This is a genomic window from Planctomycetaceae bacterium, assembly GCA_041398785.1.
Lineage (GTDB): Bacteria > Planctomycetota > Planctomycetia > Planctomycetales > Planctomycetaceae > JAWKUA01.
In genome coordinates this window covers 1-16,253 of sequence record JAWKUA010000050.1, presented here as the reverse complement: position 1 = coordinate 16,253, position 16,253 = coordinate 1, and the positions used below count along the sequence as shown (strand labels likewise).

Annotated in this window: 17 protein-coding genes; 10 read left to right on the top strand and 7 right to left on the bottom strand. The window is 60.7% G+C overall.

All coding sequences use genetic code 11. The features are described from left to right. From R3C19_26990 to R3C19_26965, 6 genes are all read left to right on the top strand, one after another. Positions 1-632 (top strand): mannonate dehydratase (locus R3C19_26990; protein ID MEZ6064008.1); only part of this gene is annotated, 632 nt, incomplete at its 5' end. Positions 633-669: 37 nt separating this feature from the next. Further along, on the top strand, positions 670-1,293 hold the full coding sequence (locus R3C19_26985) for a hypothetical protein (protein MEZ6064007.1): 624 nt from the start codon (positions 670-672) through the stop codon (positions 1,291-1,293). A 239-nt stretch (positions 1,294-1,532) separates the two neighbouring features. After that, complete coding sequence (locus R3C19_26980) at positions 1,533-1,910, top strand: enolase C-terminal domain-like protein (GenBank protein ID MEZ6064006.1); 378 nt, start codon at positions 1,533-1,535, stop codon at positions 1,908-1,910. Between the two features lie 233 nt (positions 1,911-2,143). Further along, a complete protein-coding gene (locus R3C19_26975) occupies positions 2,144-2,374 on the top strand; it encodes a type II toxin-antitoxin system prevent-host-death family antitoxin (GenBank protein MEZ6064005.1) in 231 nt (76 codons plus the stop codon). Next, positions 2,371-2,757 carry a type II toxin-antitoxin system VapC family toxin gene (locus tag R3C19_26970; GenBank protein ID MEZ6064004.1) on the top strand — a complete coding sequence of 129 codons (387 nt, stop codon included), beginning with the start codon at positions 2,371-2,373 and terminating at the stop codon, positions 2,755-2,757. Before R3C19_26975 ends, R3C19_26970 begins: the two co-directional genes overlap by 4 nt. A gap of 30 nt (positions 2,758-2,787) precedes the next feature. Further along, complete coding sequence (locus tag R3C19_26965) at positions 2,788-4,284, top strand: MFS transporter (GenBank protein ID MEZ6064003.1); 1,497 nt, start codon at positions 2,788-2,790, stop codon at positions 4,282-4,284. A 9-nt stretch (positions 4,285-4,293) separates the two neighbouring features. Here the strand turns inward: R3C19_26965 and R3C19_26960 are convergent, their stop codons facing one another. From R3C19_26960 to R3C19_26950, 3 genes are all read right to left on the bottom strand, one after another. Further along, positions 4,294-4,710: an MlrC C-terminal domain-containing protein gene (locus R3C19_26960; protein ID MEZ6064002.1), complete on the bottom strand. Its 417-nt coding sequence runs from the start codon at positions 4,708-4,710 to the stop codon at positions 4,294-4,296. Next, entirely contained in the window at positions 4,668-4,961 is a 294-nt protein-coding gene (locus tag R3C19_26955) for a M81 family metallopeptidase (GenBank protein MEZ6064001.1), read from the bottom strand. Before R3C19_26955 ends, R3C19_26960 begins: the two co-directional genes overlap by 43 nt. A gap of 321 nt (positions 4,962-5,282) precedes the next feature. After that, entirely contained in the window at positions 5,283-5,615 is a 333-nt protein-coding gene (locus tag R3C19_26950) for a M81 family metallopeptidase (GenBank protein ID MEZ6064000.1), read from the bottom strand. 75 nt (positions 5,616-5,690) lie between these two features. Here R3C19_26950 and R3C19_26945 point away from each other — a divergent pair, with 75 nt between their 5' ends. Beyond that, the gene (locus tag R3C19_26945; protein MEZ6063999.1) at positions 5,691-6,356 is read left to right on the top strand and encodes an RraA family protein; all 666 of its coding nucleotides are present in this window, start codon (positions 5,691-5,693) and stop codon (positions 6,354-6,356) included. A 42-nt stretch (positions 6,357-6,398) separates the two neighbouring features. Here the strand turns inward: R3C19_26945 and R3C19_26940 are convergent, their stop codons facing one another. Both R3C19_26940 and R3C19_26935 read right to left on the bottom strand, forming a co-directional pair. Next, the gene (locus R3C19_26940) at positions 6,399-7,382 is read right to left on the bottom strand and encodes a carbon-nitrogen hydrolase family protein (GenBank protein ID MEZ6063998.1); all 984 of its coding nucleotides are present in this window, start codon (positions 7,380-7,382) and stop codon (positions 6,399-6,401) included. A gap of 54 nt (positions 7,383-7,436) precedes the next feature. Next, entirely contained in the window at positions 7,437-8,801 is a 1,365-nt protein-coding gene (locus tag R3C19_26935; GenBank protein ID MEZ6063997.1) for an SGNH/GDSL hydrolase family protein, read from the bottom strand. 221 nt (positions 8,802-9,022) lie between these two features. Between R3C19_26935 and R3C19_26930 the strand changes: the two genes are divergently transcribed. From R3C19_26930 to R3C19_26920, 3 genes are read left to right on the top strand one after another with little or no spacing between them, the layout of a single operon-like run. Continuing rightward, positions 9,023-10,291, top strand: coding sequence for a PQQ-binding-like beta-propeller repeat protein (locus R3C19_26930; protein MEZ6063996.1), 1,269 nt, complete (start codon positions 9,023-9,025; stop codon positions 10,289-10,291). A gap of 32 nt (positions 10,292-10,323) precedes the next feature. After that, complete coding sequence (locus tag R3C19_26925; protein ID MEZ6063995.1) at positions 10,324-12,789, top strand: fused MFS/spermidine synthase; 2,466 nt, start codon at positions 10,324-10,326, stop codon at positions 12,787-12,789. Positions 12,790-12,800: 11 nt separating this feature from the next. Then, positions 12,801-13,568, top strand: a complete 768-nt coding sequence (locus tag R3C19_26920; protein ID MEZ6063994.1) for an arginine deiminase family protein — start codon at positions 12,801-12,803, stop codon at positions 13,566-13,568. Positions 13,569-13,623: 55 nt separating this feature from the next. On the opposite strand, the gene R3C19_26915 is transcribed toward R3C19_26920, so the two are convergent. Both R3C19_26915 and R3C19_26910 read right to left on the bottom strand, forming a co-directional pair. Continuing rightward, on the bottom strand, positions 13,624-15,060 hold the full coding sequence (locus R3C19_26915; protein MEZ6063993.1) for a DUF1501 domain-containing protein: 1,437 nt from the start codon (positions 15,058-15,060) through the stop codon (positions 13,624-13,626). Positions 15,061-15,184: 124 nt separating this feature from the next. Then, positions 15,185-16,253 (bottom strand): DUF1553 domain-containing protein (locus R3C19_26910; protein MEZ6063992.1); only part of this gene is annotated, 1,069 nt, incomplete at its 5' end.

The window sequence follows — 16,253 nt, the reverse complement described above, 5'->3', positions numbered from 1 at the left end:
CCAGGGTTACAGGGTTTGATCTCAGAGACGCCGAACGAGCGATGTCTTTGAATTCCCGCAGCGGTCAATTTGCAGCGACGCCGATTTCCACCGGACAGCTCTGGGAACATCTGGAGCACTTCCTGCGCGAATTGGTTCCCGTCGCGGAAGCGGCCGGAGTCACGCTGGTCATGCATCCGGATGATCCTCCGCTGCCGGAATTCTGCGGCATGGCGCGCATCATGAATTCCGTCGAAAACTTTGAGCGGCTGGTTTCGCTGGTGCCGAGTTCTCGCAACGCGATCTGCTTCTGCCAGGGAGCGTTCGCCACGATGGGCGTCGACATTCCGGCAGCCATTCGACGGCTCGGACGCCACATTCAGTGCGTTCATTTTCGCGACGTGCGAGGCAACGCGGAATCGTTCGTCGAAACCTTTCATGACAACGGCCCGACGGACATGGCCGCGGCGGTTCGTGCTCTGCGCGAAATCGGCTTCGACGGACCGATCCGGCCGGACCATGTGCCTCAGCTGGAAGGTGAAGATTCCGGTGAACCCGGCTACACGATGCTCGGACGATTGTTCGCTTTCGGTTACATTCGCGGGCTGCTGCATGGCACGGCGGCGAACGTCCAAACCACGAACGGAATCTGACTGCATCGTTCGACCCTCGACACACGGCCCGAAGCACATGCCCACAATCACTGCCATCGAAACCGCGATTCCCGCGGCCATCATGCCCAACCTGATTCTCGTCCGCATTCACACAGACGATGGACTGGTTGGCTGCGGCGAAACGTACTACACGCCTCATGCGATCGAATCGCTCGTTCACGACTGGATGGCCGAGCGGCTGCTGGGTGCGGAAGCCACTGACATCGAGGCTCACTGGCGATTCCTGTACGAACGCTGCTCCGCGTTCGGCGCGCCGGGAGCGGAAATGCGGGCTCTGTCAGCCGTCGACGTCGCGCTGTGGGATCTGCTGGGGCAGGTCTGCGGTCAGCCGGTCTGGAAGCTGCTCGGCGGTGCCGTCCAGCCGCGAGTTCGCGTCTACAACACCTGTGGCGGACCTGGCTACGGCGCGGTGAAAGGTTCTGCCGCAAACGCGGCGAGACATCCCGGCTGGCCGGGCTACGGCGACGAAGGTCAACCCGGCCCGCTCCAGGACAACTGGTCTTCCTTCCATGCCGCCGGCGATCTGGCGGAAGAACTTGTCGCGGAGGGAATCGCCGGGATGAAAGTCTGGCCGTTCGACCGCTTCGTGCATCGCAACGGCGGGTTGTACATTTACGGCGGACGTCGAAAGCCGGAATGAAGCCGCTTCGGAAATCCCAGGACCGTGTCGGTAATCGCATCGGGAAATCATGATCGAAGGTCAGCCGTTCTTCCAACTGCCGTCGGCACTGCGTATCGCCGCTGCCGTGCGGGAGATCAACCCACTGTGGCTGGAGGACGTCCTGCGAGTCGACAATGTCGAAACGCTGGCGGACTTCGCCGTCAGTCAGAACCTGCCGATTGCCGCGACGGAAATGCTGCGCAGGGCGAGGATCATACGTGTCGCTGCTGAATGCCAAAGCCGCCGACTATGTCATGATCGACCCAACATGGGCCAGCGGCATCAGCGAAACACGACGAATCATCGAGCTGGCTCAGGCCTTCAACGTACCCGCCACCATGCACGACTGCACCGGCCCGCTGACTCTGTTCGCCGGTCTGCACTGCGCCGCTGCATCGGCGAACGTCGTGTTCCAGGAAACCGTGCGGGCTCACATTCGCACGTTTTACGACCACCTGATCGATCGCCAACCGGTAGTCGAAGACGGCCGGCTGCTGCTTCCGACTGATCCGGGCCTGGGAACAACTCTGCTGCCGGAGTTGTTCGTTTCGGGACAAAACCGATATCGCCGCAGCGGAGTGCCATCGCGCGGCTGAGGTCTGCTCGATGAGCCCGTGGTGGCAGATCAGGCTGACTTCACCGTAACGGCAATAATCGACAGCCAGTTACCCTGTGTTGGCGATGTCACAGTGTGTACGGGACCGCAGGCGTTTCAACGTAGCGGACGTTTCCGGAACACGGTTGCAATGGATTCACGGGTGTGATCGCAGTATTGTGCAGCCAACGGGCGTCAACACTTCAGTGAAACGACCTGTCAGCGGGATACCCCATGATGCAGAAAGTCACTCTCGACGAAGCGAAGACGCATCTCCCAGACCTGATTGAAGCGGCTGTCGCGGGTGAGGATGTCTTCATCACGAAAGACGCTGAGTTGTCAGTGCAACTTGTCCCGTGCGCCACGACGAAGCGTTCGCGGCAGTTCGGCAGCGCCAGAGGTCTGATTTCAATGGGACCTGACTTTGATGAGCCACTGGCGGATTTCAGCGAGTACGTCGAATGAAATACATGCTGGATACTCACAGTCTGATCTGGTTTATCGGCGGAAGCCCGCAGCTAAGCGATCATGCCCGGCAGTTGATCGATGATGTGAGAAACGACCTTGTTGTGAGCATCGCCACGCTGTGGGAAATGGCCATCAAGTTCAGCATAGGAAGGCTGACTCTCGGTCTGCCGTTCGAGCAACTGTTTCCCGACCAACTGACAAGAAACAGCATGGAGATTCTCGCGGTCAGTGTTGACCATCTCAAAGTCGTTTGCAGTTTGCCTTTTCATCATCGTGACCCGTTTGACCGGCTGATGGTTGCTCAGGCCAGCGTTGAAAACCTGCCAATCATCAGTGTCGACAGGGTCTTTGACGACTACGGTATCGCACGCGAGTGGTAGTGGAAGTCATGGTTACCTGGCCGGACCAACATGAGTGATCGCAACCCCGCCAGCGCAGATTCAGCTGGTCACGACAACCCACACGTTGCATCCGACACACTGACTTCCGTCACAACCACGAACGTGCGTTTTCAGGTTGTAGGTGTCACCACACTCGCGGCGGTGATGCTGTACCTGGATCGAGTGTGCATCGCCGAAATCGCCAAGCTGCAGGAATTTACTTCGGCGCTGACGCTGACCGAAAAGCAAACCGGGGCCGTGCTGTCTGCCTTCTTCTTCACCTACGCACTCGCTCAGGTACCCGCCGGCTGGCTATCCGACCGCTTCGGCGCGCGGCTGATGCTGCCTGCTTACATCGCGATCTGGTCGGTCTGCACGATGCTGACCGGACTGGCCAACGGGTTTGTTGTCCTGATCGCGGCCCGGATGCTGTTCGGACTCGCTCAGGCCGGCTGCTATCCAACCGCCAGCAGTCTGGTGAAACGCTGGATCTCACTGCCGAATCGTGGAACGGCCAGCGGCATCGTTTCGTTCGGCGGGCGAGTCGGCGGCGCTATAGCTCCGATCCTGACAGCCTTCCTGCTGGCTGATGTGGTCGGATGGCGCATGGTGCTGGTGATTTATGGACTGGCCGGATTTGTCGTCGCGGCGGCATTTCGATTCGTCGTTCGTGACCGACCGGCGGAACATCCGGACTGCAATGAAGTAGAGCAGAACCTGATCACACAATTCGACACGGACGCGACCGACACCGGACGTCCACCGTTTCCGCCGCTGCTGCCGCTGGTCAGAAGTCCCACGATGTGGCTGATGTGCATGGTGCAATACGGCATCAACATCGGCTGGGTGTTTCTGGTGACGTGGCTGCCGAAGTATCTGCAGGACGTCAAGCACGTCGACGCGAAAGTCGGCGGCCTGATGTCGACAACCGTGCTGTGCGCGGGCATCGTGGGAATGCTGTCCGGCGGTCCGATCACCGACCGCGCCGTCAGAGTTCTCGGTCGCCGGTGGGGACGATCTCTGCCGGTCGTCGCCAGCTACGTGCTGGCGGTCTCCGCGTATTTGTCGTGCCTGTACCTGGAATCCGCCTGGGCATTCATCGCCGCGGCTTCTCTGGTTGCATTCGCCACAGACCTGAGCGTTCCGGCGATCTGGGCCTACATGCAGGACGTCGGCGGCAGAAACACGGCCGCTGTCTTTGGCTGGGGCAACATGTGGGGCAATTTGGGAGCCGCCACGACGCCGCTGTTGGTCCCGATTGTGCTGGAACAGTGGGACACCAACGGCGACTGGCACGAAGCCTTCCTGCTGTTCGCCTGCGGCTTCACATCCTCGCCGGCCTCGCCGCCCTGGGCCTCAACGCCGACCGGAAAGTGGAATGAACTCGGTTTCGGGTTCGATTGGAAACAGCGGGCGTCGCCGGTGTTGATAGCTCAGCCGCGACATGTCCGCGCAGGTGGATCCCATCGTGTTGACTCGGATGAATGTGTCGCAGACTTCTCGATACGCGGCGATGAGGCGCGTTGACTCCCTTCGCTACCAGGAATTCGAAACTGCCTGGGGTCGACATCGCAACTGATCAACTGCTGCAGGCTGAACGGCACCATGCGGCGATGTCAGCATCAGCGTCAGGCCGTTGTCCGTGTCGCAGACGGCTGTGAGTCCCTGGTCGAAGTCCGTGATTCCGCCATGACGCGCGGCGCAGGGTTCGCGGAACTTTCCGTCGTGCAGCGATCGGACAGTGACTTCGACCCGGATCGGCGGTCCGTGCAGATCATCCGACTTGCCTCCGACACTGAGCGTCACGCGAGTTCCTGCACCCGACTGTTCACAAGCGGCGACTGTTTCCGGGATCGAAGGCATGCAGACGCGGGAGCCGACGCGCGCGGCGTGAATCGCGGCGAGAAGTTTCAGTTCCGTCCGCTGCCGAACCCCGCCGACGTTATCTCCCATGTCCAGCAGGCAAATGCGGCCCGAGCTTCCTTCACACTGCTGCAGAGCCTTTGCGCGACAGTGAATTCGCCGCGGAACTGGTCACGCGTGTTCCACATTGTCGCTGCCAGATCGTCGGCCATGCGATCGGCCAGCGGCGTGTCTCCGTCAGTGACGACAACAACCGACGACCCCATTTCCGCGACATCCGCGTATGGAAAACCCAGCAGGATGCTGTTGGTAAAGAACTCCGTCGGCTCGCAACTGAGCATCCGCAGCCTGATACAGCGGACGCAGATGCGGTTCGTCGGTACATTGCCGTTCGATGCTGGATCGCCATTGGCGGGAACCGAGCGGACATGGTCGGCGACACTTCGCCGCGAATCGTGCGTACCAACAGCCGAGCCGCTTCCTCGCCGCGTTCGCGCTGATCCAGGTGAGGATTCGTGCGGTAGGCGATCAGCGCGTTGCAACTCTCAACCATCAGCGGCGACAGATTCGCGTGAGCATCCAGCGTCCCGATAATCGGCAACTCCGAACCGACCGCTTTGCGCAGTTCGTTCAGCCAGTAGCCGTCGGCATCGGGGTGTCGTTCACTCACCGTCGCGCCGTGCGGAGCGACCAGGATCCCCGTCCAGCGGACCGGCCTGCTGAACCGCGTGCAGCAACTGTTCAACAAGCTGCGAAAAATCATCCGTACGAATCGTCCCGGACGGCAGGGCTCGCGCGGCAATCAGTGGCACGGCGTCGGCGCCAGCGGCTGCCAGTCCGGCAAAGAAGCCTCCGACTTCGTGGTGAGCGTCCGCCAGAGCGGCACGAATCAGTTCGCCGGTCAGCAGCAGGTTCTGGCGGAACGATTCCAGCGTTGTGGGCTGACAGGAAAACGTGTTCGATTCATGCAGCAGCGCAATGATTCCGACTCGCATTTCGATGCAATTCCTGTGTGAGGTTCGCTACCTTTCGACCGCCTGACCGGGTTCGAAGAATAGCGAAAGACGACGATGACACGACCGCCGGAAGAAATCACTCTGCAACATGTCCGCGACCATCTGTATTCGGCCGTGATCTGCGATGCTCTGGATGTGGCCGGATTCCGGAACCAGTCTCCGCGCGTGCCGCTGAAGGCCGTTACGACCGGCGGCATGATTGTCGGCCGCTGCCGCACGACTTTGTGGGCCGACATGTTTCACAGCGACCCGCGACCTTACGATCTGGAACTGAAAGCCGTCGACAGTTGTCAGCCGGATGACGTCTTCATTGCCGCGGCCGGCGGTTCCATGCGTTCGGGAATCTGGGGCGAACTGCTGACGACAGCCGTCACGAACGGCGGCTGCGTGGGAGCCATCGTGGATGGTGCCGTGCGCGATGTCGCAAAGATCCGGCAGATGAATTTCCCGGTGGTCGCCCGCGGCACCTGCCTGTACGACAGCAAGGATCGGCAGCGAGTCATCGACCGCGACGTTCCGGTGGAAATCGACGGCGTTGTCTTCCATCCCGGCGATCTGGTCGTCGCCGACGACGATGGTGTCGTCGTAATTCCGCAGCGAGCCGAATCGGAAGTGCTGCGTCTGTCGTGGGAAAAAGCTCACGCCGAAAACGCCGTCCGCGATGCGATCCGCGGCGGCATGAAAGCCGTCGACGCATACGAAAAATTCGGCGTGCTGTAATGCAGCGGATTGATTCGAAGCAACGTTCCGCTCCGGCAACGATCACTTCGGATTACTGTCAGTCGCGACGGCAGCCTCGGGCGTTGCAAGCCGCCCGTAAAGATCCGGTCGGCGCTGCGCGAAGTTTCGGCTGCTGGCTCGAACCTGACGAACCTGTTTCAGATTGATGGTTCCGGAAATCCAGGCTTCCTGCTGATCCGGACACCGCGCGATGATGCGAGCCGGCCATTGCTGAGTATCCGCGATCATCGTGCCGCCGCCGTAGGCCTGATTGGTGGTGATCATCGCGACGTGGCTTTGAAACATGGTCGATTTGACGATGAAGTCTTCGACCGAACCGCCCCGGCCGTTGATCCACACGATCAGTTCGGCACCCTTCAGTGACATCACTCGCGGAGGTTCCGGAAACCAACCGTCGTAGCACGTCATGATGCCCACTTTTCCGAAATCCAATTCGAACACAGGCAGATCCTGACCGGCTTCCATCACCCATTCCGGATCGTTCTGCAGCATCCAGTCTCGTGATTTGTCCGAAAGCGGCTTTGTCCATGGCGGGCTGCCTTCGAAATGATCGACGGCCGCGTGAGTCTTGCGGTACTTGCCGACGATTTCTCCGGTGCGGCCGAAAATCAGCGCCGTGTTGGCGAACGTGCCGTCCGGAAACTCTTCCCAGCAGCCGACGATGACATAGATTGAGTTCGCCTTCGCGCGGGCGGCAATGCGTTCGGTTTCCGGTCCTGGAACACGGATGTGACCGAGCACGTATTCGGGAAAGACCACCAACTGAGCACCGTCGCCTCCGGCCTTGTCGATATACGAAATCATCTGAGCCGCCGGATCGAATCCTTCGCGCGGAAGGTCGCCCTTGTCGTAGCCGATGATCTGCACGGCGGCGACTTTTACCAAATCGCGATCAACGCCGACTGCGTCGTCGGCCGAAGTCGGAATTGCCGGCGACAGGAACACAGCTGAAACAAGACCGGTCAATTGAAGCCAGGGCAATCGACAACTGCGAATTGGTAACATGACGTGCTCCGTTAAGTCCGGCGAAGAAAGAACCCGAGTTTCGTCCGCCGATGTTTACTGTCCGGCTTTCTGAATCACGATCGAGTGCGTCACCGGCTGCATGGCGGCGGCAATGGCTTCGGCCAGCGGCCCCCGTTCGGCTTCCGTCCGTTCGACCGCCGCCTGGAAATCAGCCCTGCCCTCGTCACCGTGAAACACCTTTTTCACCTGCTGAGTTTCATACGCCTGCTTTGCCGCGACGGCTGCATCGACTCGATCAAACGCGTCGCAGAAGGGGTTTTGTTCGAAATCCGCGGCAAGATTCACGCCGCGAGAAAGTTCTTCACCGCTGTACTGCCGCGACTGTTCGCCCCAGGTGATTCGGTATGAAGCCGACGGTTCCGCGCCGGCGACCTTCAGCACAAGCCGGTTGAGTTCCTCCATGAAGGGCACAAGCGTCATGCCGGATCGGATCGAGTTGTCGTCGTGCAGGTCTCCGCGGGCACAAAACGGATAACGGGAACTTGTCAGGGTCAGCTTTCCATCCGCGAACCTATCCACGCGATGGCCAGCCGATGCTTTGGCGGTGTCGCCGGCAAGGTCGACGGTAATGGTGCCGATGTCGCCGTCGAGCCCCATCGCCCGCAGCATCGACCAGGCCATAATCACCTGCCCTGCCCAGCCGGGATGGATACCGTCCTTTCCCGCGACCTGATAGGGCTTCTCCGGCGTGGCGTGGTGCTGTTCCGGCGCGAACACCTGAGCCTGCAGCATCGGCCAGAAAATGTCGGCGAACCGCGCGTCTTCGCGTTCCGCAACGCCCATCGCAATGTCTCGCAAAGCGCACAGGTGCAGATTGTGTTCCTGCAGAGTGCCGGCTCGACTGTTGACCCATTCGGCGATGCGGCCTGCGCATCCCGGAGATCCGACAACGACTCGCACGTGGTGCTGTTTGAATCGGCGGACGATGGCCGTGTAGTGATCGTCGTACCACTGGCCGTTCGTCACGTCGAACGGCCGGTAGCGGGAATCATTCATGCCGTAGGCCAGAGTCGCCACGGTCGGGTCAAACGTCAGGCAGTCCCGCTCCATGCGTCGAAGGAATCCGTCGGTCTTTTCGCCGCTCCAGCCATATTGCCGGACCGTGATTTTCAACTGCGGGACACAAACCGTCAGGTACGTTTCGATCAGGCGGGAATACATCTTCTGTTCGGTAATGGAATCACCGCAGATCGCCAGCCGATCGCCTTCCTTCAGCAGCAAATCTCCCGGCGCCGGCGCTTTTCGCGGATTGAACACCTTGAAGGCATCGTGGTCCGGCTTCGCTTCGTACGGATACGGGCCGAGCACAACGTCCGGTGCCCGTGTATCGGTCGGCTGAGCGTTCAGTGAGGTTGCGAAACCGGCCAACAGAAACAGGATGACGGGCAGACGGTTCATCTGGATTTCAGCCTTCGAAAGAGTCGGGATCAGCGAAAACCGGCGACGACATGGTACAGTGTTCGCCAGGGGAATTCCGGGCCGGCGCGGGGAAGTTTGGTGCCGCCGACCGCGATTGCGGCAAAATGACCGGAACCCGGAAGTCATGTGCGGCGTTTACAACGTTGTCTCAGTGTGTTCGGACATTTCTGTTTGCGTTCAGCTCCCACGGATTCCGAGTGATGCCTGCCAATCGTCTTCTGATCGTGTGTACTTCGGTCGCCATACTCTTTGTGACATCCGCCGTGTCTGACGCCGCCGAAAACTGGCCGCAGTGGCGCGGGCCGGCTGCAAACGGTGTAGCACCGGGAGCGGGTTATCCGATCAAGTGGTCGGCGGCGGAAAACGTGTTGTGGAAATACAAACTTCCGGGACTGGGAGCGTCGACGCCTGTCATCTGGGGCAACGATATTTTTCTGACCTGCGAAAATCAGGGGAAGAACTCCGTGCTGTGTCTCGATCGTTCCGGAAAGGAGCGATGGAGCGTTTCGCTGGGTCAGGAAGTGCCCGCGAAGAACCGGAAAGCCAGCGGCAGCAATCCGTCCGCGGTCACCGACGGCGAAAATGTGTTTGTGTATTTCAAGAGCGGCGAACTCGCGTGCCTCAGCGCGGACGGAAAGATCGTCTGGCAAAAGAACCTGCAGCAGATGTACGGCGCTGACACGCTGTGGTGGGATCTCGGCACGTCGCCGGTGCTTACGAAGAAGGATGTCGTCGTGGCCTGCATGCAGAGCAGCGGTTCCTACCTTGCGGCATTCGATAAGGCGTCCGGCGAACCGGACTGGAAGCAGGACCGAAATCTCGACGCGCCCGGCGAATCCGAACAGAGCTACACCACGCCGCTGGTCATCGACGCCGCCGGCGGTCAGACAATTGTCGTGCTGGGAGCGGATCACGTCACGGGCCACAATGCCGCAACCGGGAAGCAACTGTGGATCGTCGGCGGTCTGAATCCCGACCGCAGGCAAAACTGGCGTTCGATTTCGTCACCCGTCTTTTCGGACGGACTGGTCGTTGCGCCCTACGCGCGCGGTGAATCACTGACCGCGATTCGTTTAGGCGGCGAAGGTAACGTCACAAAGTCTCACGTCGCGTGGTCGACCGGCGGCCCGGCGGCGGACGTGCCGACTCCCGTTGCTTCCGACGGAAAGCTCTACGTCTGCACGGACCACGGCACCGTCGCGATGATCGACATCGCATCCGGAAACGTTCTGGACGAACAGGAAGTTCAGGGAAGACGTGTGACGGTCAGCGCGTCACCCGTTCTTGCGGGCGGGCACCTTTACGTCACTGACGAGGGCGGCACGACCAGTGTCTATCGCGCTGGCGACAAGCTGGAGCTGGTCGCCGAAAACGCTCTGGACGACTTCGCCGTGGCGACACCGGTCTTCGCCGACGGGCGCGCCTACATTCGCACGGACGGCTTTCTGTGGTGCATCGGCGAAAAGTAGTAACCCGTCAGAAGTGATGCAGGTTTTTCGCAATGCCAGTGAGCCCCGACAACCAGGACCATCGCGACGGATCCGCGTCCGTACCGCTGCTGCTGTTGATGTTTGTCGGCAGCGGCTGTTCGGCGCTGATCTATGAAATTGTCTGGTTTCAGTTGCTGCAACTGGTCATCGGCTCCTCAACGATCTCGCTGGGCGTTTTGCTGGCGACATTCATGGGAGGAATGTGCGTTGGCAGCCTGCTGTTTCCCCGACTCGTTTCGTCGCACCGGCATCCGCTTCGCGTGTACGCGCTGCTGGAACTGAGCATCGGGGTTCTGGGAATCGTGCTGCTGACCGCGATGCCGCTGGTCGGCCGGATCTACGTCGAGGACTTCGGCGCATCGTCAGCCGAACTGTTTTTGCGCTGTGTGATCAGCGCTGTCTGTCTGCTGCCGCCGACGATTCTGATGGGAGCGACGCTGCCGGCGATCGCTCGCTGGGTGGAAGCTTCGCCCGCGGGAATTTCGCGCCTGGGTTTCTTCTACGGCTCAAACATTGCGGGAGCCGTCTTTGGATGCCTGCTGGCGGGATTCTGTCTGCTGCGACTGTTCGACATGGCAACGGCCACGTACGTCGCGGCATCCATCAATGCCGGTGTGGCGTTCGTCAGCTTTGCGATGGCGATTGCGCTTCCGTATTCCGACGGCGTCCGGGAAACCGCATCGCGTCCACCGGGAAAAACCGCCGCCACGCCGTTGTCGACGTCGTCGAGGTTCGCGTATCCGGCAATTCTGCTTTCCGGAATGACGGCGCTGGCGGCGGAAGTGATCTGGACGCGGCAACTGTCACTGCTGATGGGAGCGTCGGTTTATACGTTTTCGATCATCCTTGCCGTGTTCCTGGTGGGACTGGGAATTGGCAGCAGCATTGCTTCGACCGTCGTTCCACGACTGAAGAATCCACAGATCGCGCTGGGGTGCTGTCAGATGCTGCTGATTCCGGCGATCGTCTGGACGGCGATCACAGTCACGCGATCACTGCCATATTGGCCGATCGATGTCTCGCTGGCCACCAGTCCGTGGCTGACGTTTCAACTGGACCTGGTTCGCTGCGCGTGGGCTGTGTCGCCCGCGGCGTGCCTGTGGGGAGCCAGTTTTCCGCTGGCTCTGGCGTCCGCCGCCGCTGGATCCCGCGACCCCGGCCGACTGGTCGGCAGCGTCTATGCGGCCAACACTGTCGGCGCAATTGCCGGCGCTTTGTGTGCCAGCGTGCTGATGATTGCCTGGCTGGGAACTCAGGACGCGCAGCGGGTTCTGGTCGCGCTGGCGGGAGTCTCCGCGCTGATCATGTTTGTGCCGCTGATGCTTCAGGCGTCGCAGCCACATTCCCGTCGTGCCGCGGCGGCCATGCTTTCCGTCGTGACTCTGGCCGGAACCGGTCTGTCGGCGTATGTCCCGCAAATTCCGACCGGCCTGATCGCGTACGGTCGATACCTTCCGACGTATCGCGACGAACCCGATTACCTGTATTTCGGCGAGGGAATGAACGCATCCATTGCCGTTTCCGAAGACGCAATGACGGGCGTCAGAAACTTTCACGTCAGCGGGAAGATTGTCGCGTCCAGTGAACCGGCCGATATGCGGCTGCAGAGAATGCTGGGGCACCTCCCGGCGCTTGTGCATCCTCGACCGCGATCCGTGCTGGTTGTCGGCTGCGGTGCCGGTGTCACAGCCGGATCGTTTCTGCCTCATCCCGAAATCGAACGCATCGTGATCTGTGAAATCGAACCGCTGATTCCGCCGGCGGCGGGTAAATACTTCTCGCGGGAAAACCACCACGTCACCGATGATCCCCGCGTCGAAATCGTCAACGACGACGCGCGGCACTTCATCATGACGACCACGCAACACTTCGACATCATCACGTCCGACCCCATCCATCCGTGGGTCAAGGGCGCGGCCACGCTGTATTCGCGGGAATACTTCGAATGGTGCCGCAAACGGCTGAATCCCGGCGGAGTGGTCACGCAGTGGGTGCCTCTTTACGAAACCAGCGACGCGGCAGTGAAAAGCGAACTGGCAACGTTTTTCAGCGTCTTTCCCGAAGGCACCGTCTGGAGCAACGACATCGGCGGCGAAGGATACGACATCGTGCTGCTGGGCCAGTCCGAACCGACGCGAATCGACGTTCAGGCACTGCACGCCCGGCTTCTGCAGAACGATCGGCAGTCCGTGCGGGAATCGCTTGCCGAAGTGAAGTTCGATACTCCCGTGGACCTGCTGCTGACCTACGCCGGCAACGGCCGAGATCTGCAAGACTGGCTGGCCGACGCGGAACTCAACCGGGACGCCAATCTGCGGCTGCAGTATCTGGCCGGAATGGGGCTCAACCAATACGACAGCGTCCGGATCTTTGATGACATCGTCATCCATCGCACATTTCCGGAAGGTATGTTGATCGCCATGAATGATTCCGAGCGAGCCATTCGCAGTGGACTGCTGCCGCGCGGCAGAAAATGATTCGGTACCGCATGGCGACGCTTGCCATCACACACGAACCGTCGCCGTTCATGGCGGAATGCCAACTGACGTTTCTGCAGCGACAGCCGCTCAACTTCGAATCGCTGCGACGACAACACCGGAACTACTGCCGGCTGCTGAACGAATGCGGCGCCGAGGTCCGTGTCCTGAACGCCAGCGTCGACTGCGCCGACGCGACATTTGTCGAAGACACCGCCGTTGTCCTGGATGAAATCGCGGTGCTGGCATCGATGGGCGTAGAATCACGAAATCGTGAACCCGCGGCGATGGAATCGGTGCTTCGGGAATTTCGCAGCATCGCCCGAATCGTTTCGCCAGGGCAACTGGAAGGCGGCGACGTTCTGCGAGTCGGCCGCGAACTGATCGTTGGCCTGTCGTCTCGAACGAATCGCGACGGCGTGAACCAGCTTCGATCGATCGTCGAACGCTTCGGTTACCGGGTCCATCCGGTGAGGGTCCGGGGAAGCCTGCATCTGAAAACCGCCTGCACCGCGCTGCCGGATGGCGCACTTCTGGTGAATCGCAACTGGCTGGACACGTCGGCTCTGGCCGGACGCGAGTGCCTGGATGTCCCGGCGGATGAACCGTGGGCCGCAAACGTCGCTCTGGTGAATGCGACCGTTGTGGTGGCCGGCGGAAACCCGCAAACGGCCGATCTGCTGGTCAGTCGCGGCCTGACCGTGCGGACGGCGGAAGTGTCCGAATTCGCAAAGGCGGAAGGTGGAGTCACCTGCCTGAGCCTGCTGTTTGAAACGTAAACGCGACAGCATGCCAATTACCGCAAGATAGCCGTCCCGCGAAAAGCAAGCCGGTTCAGCTCAGGATCTCCATCACGGGATTGCGGTCTTCGACGCCCGTGAGCCGCAGGTCGAGACCCTGGTATTTTGTGGTCAGCAGTTTGTGGTTAATTCCCAGGCAATGCAGCAAAGTCGCGTGCAAGTCGTTCACGTGAACGGGGTCTTCGACGATGTTGTAGCCGAAGTCATCGGTCGTCCCGTACGTGAAGCCACCCTTCACACCGCCTCCGGCCATGCAGATGGAAAAACACCGCGGGTGGTGGTCACGACCGTAGTTTGTTTCCGTCAGTGTTCCCTGACAGTAGACCGTGCGGCCGAATTCGCCGCCCCAGACAATCACCGTGTCGTCCAGCAGACCGCGCTGTTTGAGATCGCGGATCAGGGCGGCTGTTGGCTGATCGGTGTCGCGGCATTGACCAGACATATGCACGGGCAGATTGTCGTGCTGGTCCCAGCCCATGTGGAACAACTGCACAAACCGCACGTTGCGTTCGGCCAGTCGGCGAGCCAGCAGACAGTTGCGAGCGTACGTGCCGGGCTTGTGGACGTCGTCGCCGTACATCTTCAGAACGTGTTCCGGTTCTCCCGAAAGATCCATCAGTTCCGGCACAGCCGCCTGCATGCGAAACGCCAGTTCGTACTGTTCGATGCGCGTCTGAATTTCCGGATCGAGCGACGACTGGAACTTCCGCTGATTCAGAACATTCAAATCGTCCAGCATTCGACGGCGCAGATGCGGAGGACAGCCTGCGGGATTGGTCAGGTACAGAATCGGTTCCGCGCCGCCTCGCAGCTTAACGCCCTGGTACTGCGACGGCAGCGGGCCGCTGCCCCACAGACGATCGTAAAGCGGCTGCCCGGCCGCACGACCCGTGCCGCGCGACAGCATCACCATGAATGTTGGCAGATCTTCGTTCATGGAACCCAGCCCATATGCCACCCACGCTCCCATGCTCGGCCGGCCCGCCAGTTGAGATCCGGTCTGGAAAAAAGTAATCGCCGGGTCGTGGTTGATGGCTTCCGTGTGCATGGAACGCACGACACAAAGGTCATCGGCCACCGTTGCCATGTGAGGAATCAGTTCCGACAGTTCCACGCCGGAATCGCCGTGCTGACGGAACCGGAAGATCGACGGCGCAACCGGAAAGCTTGCCTGGCCAGCCGTCATTCCCGTCAGTCGCTGACCCATCCGCACCGAATCCGGCAGATTCGTCCGTGCCAGTTTTTTCAGGTTCGGCTTGTTGTCGAACAATTCAAACTGCGACGGAGCGCCGGACTGGAACAGATAGATGACGCGCTTCGCCGTCGGTCGGTGTTGAGGAATGCGGACCGTTTCCGCGGCGGTCGCGGACGTGCCGCCGTTCAGCGCGGCGAGTGCCAGCGCGCCAAGACCTGGAGACTGCTGCAGAAACGATCGTCGGTTGAGCTGTTGTGCGGTTTGAATTGGGTTCATGGTGGACTACTGCTGCGTCAGGCATAGATCGATGGGTCGTGTGCCACCGGCCGTGCCAGTGTTTTCAAGGCTACAGAGCACTGGCACAGCCAGGGGCACACATCAGAATACGATGGACAGGGCACTATTCGCGTGTGATTGTTTCATCAAGATTCAGCAGGACGGAGGCAACCGCCGTCATGGCCGCCAGCCGGGTTGCCGGGATTTCGTCGGCAACCGCGGAGTCTCCGATGTGGATCAATTCCTTCGCGGCGGCGGGTTCCGTTTCATAGTACTCGGTGTACTGATCGAAACTTCCGGCCAGTTGCGTGAGTTCATCGGCGGACGGTTTGCGAAGCAGAGTCAGTTCGAAGCCGCGAGCAATCTGCGATTCCGCCATGTCGCCGCCGGACTGAATCATGCGAGTCGCCAGTTGCCTTGCGGCTTCGACATACGTCACGTCATTCAGCAGCGCCAGCGACTGCAGCGGCGTGTTCGTCCGGCCTCGTTTGACCTGGCAGATTTCCCAGCTTGGCGCATCGAAGGTCGCCAGCGTCGGATGTGACACGGTCCGCTTGCGGTATGTGTACAGGCTGCGTCGGTAGAGGCCGTCTCCCGTATCCGGCTTGTAGGGACCGTCGTTGGCTCCGCCAGCGAGTTCCTCCCAGAGTCCCGCGGGCTGATACGGCCGAGCCGACGGACCGCCGATGCGGGGACTCAGTAATCCGCTGACGGCCAGCGCGTTGTCACGAACCAGTTCCGCCGGCAGTCGGAACCGCGCGCCGCGAGCCAGCCAGCGGTTCTCCGGATCAGTTGCCAGCAGGTCCGCCGTGTAGTCGGAACTCTGCCGATACGTGGCGCTCATCACAATCCGCTTGTGCAACGCCTTCAGATCCCAGCCGGATTCGATGAAGCCGACGGCCAGCCAGTCCAGCAGCAGCGGATGCGACGGCGGAGTCCCCTGAACGCCGACGTTTTCCGCTGAGAACAGTCCTTTGCCGAACAAACGTTTCCAGACATGATTCACCGCCACTCGCGCGACCAGCGGGTTGTCACGATCAATCAGCCACCGCGCCAGGCCAAGCCGGTTCTTCGGCTGATCGGCTTTCAGCGGCGGCAGGCAGTCGGGGATGGCGGGCCAGAGTTCGCGTGATTTGTCCGGCAGATTGTACTGGCCGCGTTTCAGCAGATACGTCGGCCGGTATTCGGCGCGG

Bases quoted from the DNA above. Each gene is read 5' to 3' on its own strand.
- R3C19_26960 (MEZ6064002.1), bottom strand. From the start codon at position 4,710: ATGGGAGATAACGTCGGCGGGGTTCGGCAGCGGACGGAACTGAAACTT.
- R3C19_26930 (MEZ6063996.1), top strand. From the start codon at position 9,023: ATGCCTGCCAATCGTCTTCTGATCGTGTGTACTTCGGTCGCCATACTC.
- R3C19_26975 (MEZ6064005.1), top strand. From the start codon at position 2,144: ATGATGCAGAAAGTCACTCTCGACGAAGCGAAGACGCATCTCCCAGAC.
- R3C19_26920 (MEZ6063994.1), top strand. From the start codon at position 12,801: ATGGCGACGCTTGCCATCACACACGAACCGTCGCCGTTCATGGCGGAA.
- R3C19_26945 (MEZ6063999.1), top strand. From the start codon at position 5,691: ATGACACGACCGCCGGAAGAAATCACTCTGCAACATGTCCGCGACCAT.
- R3C19_26915 (MEZ6063993.1), bottom strand. From the start codon at position 15,060: ATGAACCCAATTCAAACCGCACAACAGCTCAACCGACGATCGTTTCTG.
- R3C19_26940 (MEZ6063998.1), bottom strand. From the start codon at position 7,382: ATGTTACCAATTCGCAGTTGTCGATTGCCCTGGCTTCAATTGACCGGT.
- R3C19_26950 (MEZ6064000.1), bottom strand. From the start codon at position 5,615: ATGCGAGTCGGAATCATTGCGCTGCTGCATGAATCGAACACGTTTTCC.
- R3C19_26925 (MEZ6063995.1), top strand. From the start codon at position 10,324: ATGCCAGTGAGCCCCGACAACCAGGACCATCGCGACGGATCCGCGTCC.
- R3C19_26985 (MEZ6064007.1), top strand. From the start codon at position 670: ATGCCCACAATCACTGCCATCGAAACCGCGATTCCCGCGGCCATCATG.
- R3C19_26935 (MEZ6063997.1), bottom strand. From the start codon at position 8,801: ATGAACCGTCTGCCCGTCATCCTGTTTCTGTTGGCCGGTTTCGCAACC.
- R3C19_26970 (MEZ6064004.1), top strand. From the start codon at position 2,371: ATGAAATACATGCTGGATACTCACAGTCTGATCTGGTTTATCGGCGGA.
- R3C19_26965 (MEZ6064003.1), top strand. From the start codon at position 2,788: ATGAGTGATCGCAACCCCGCCAGCGCAGATTCAGCTGGTCACGACAAC.
- R3C19_26955 (MEZ6064001.1), bottom strand. From the start codon at position 4,961: ATGCTCAGTTGCGAGCCGACGGAGTTCTTTACCAACAGCATCCTGCTG.